The following is a 465-nucleotide window of genomic DNA, read 5'->3' on the forward strand; positions in this document are numbered from 1 at the left end:
GCCGTGATCGCCGGCTCCGACCACGTGAGCGAGCCGGCCGTCGCCGTCGTCTTCACCGTCGGGGTGGCGTTCGCGTGGATCGGCACGGGCCTGTTCGCCTGGTGGCGGCGCCCGGTCAACCGGGTCGGGGCGCTGATGACCTGGACGGGCTTCGCGTTCCTGCTCAACGCGTTCGTGGCGGCCAACTCGTCCGCGCTCTTCACGCTCGCCGCGGCCACCTCGAACGTCTACCTGGCGGCGTTCGTGCACCTGCTGCTCGCCGACCCCGAGGGCACGCTGCGCCGCTCCCTGCACCGCCGGCTCGTCGCCGCGACCTACGGGCTCGCGCTCCTGGGCCCGCTGCCGTTGCTGCTGTCGGCCCGGGACGCGTCCTGCGGCGAGTGCCCGGACAGCTTCGTCCAGGTCACCGAGGGCACGACGCTCGGCACCTCGGGTGACGCGCTGACGAGCCTCGCCGCGGTGGTG

At 74.0% G+C, this 465-nt stretch carries 1 protein-coding gene; it reads left to right on the forward strand.

The genetic code is table 11. From position 1 onward, the window contains the following. Positions 1 to 465: hypothetical protein (locus tag J1782_RS00105; protein WP_217151885.1), on the forward strand; the 465-nt coding region annotated here is incomplete at both ends.

It is taken from the genome of Rahnella sp. BCC 1045 (assembly GCF_019049615.1).
Classification (GTDB): Bacteria; Pseudomonadota; Gammaproteobacteria; order Enterobacterales; family Enterobacteriaceae; genus Rahnella; species Rahnella contaminans.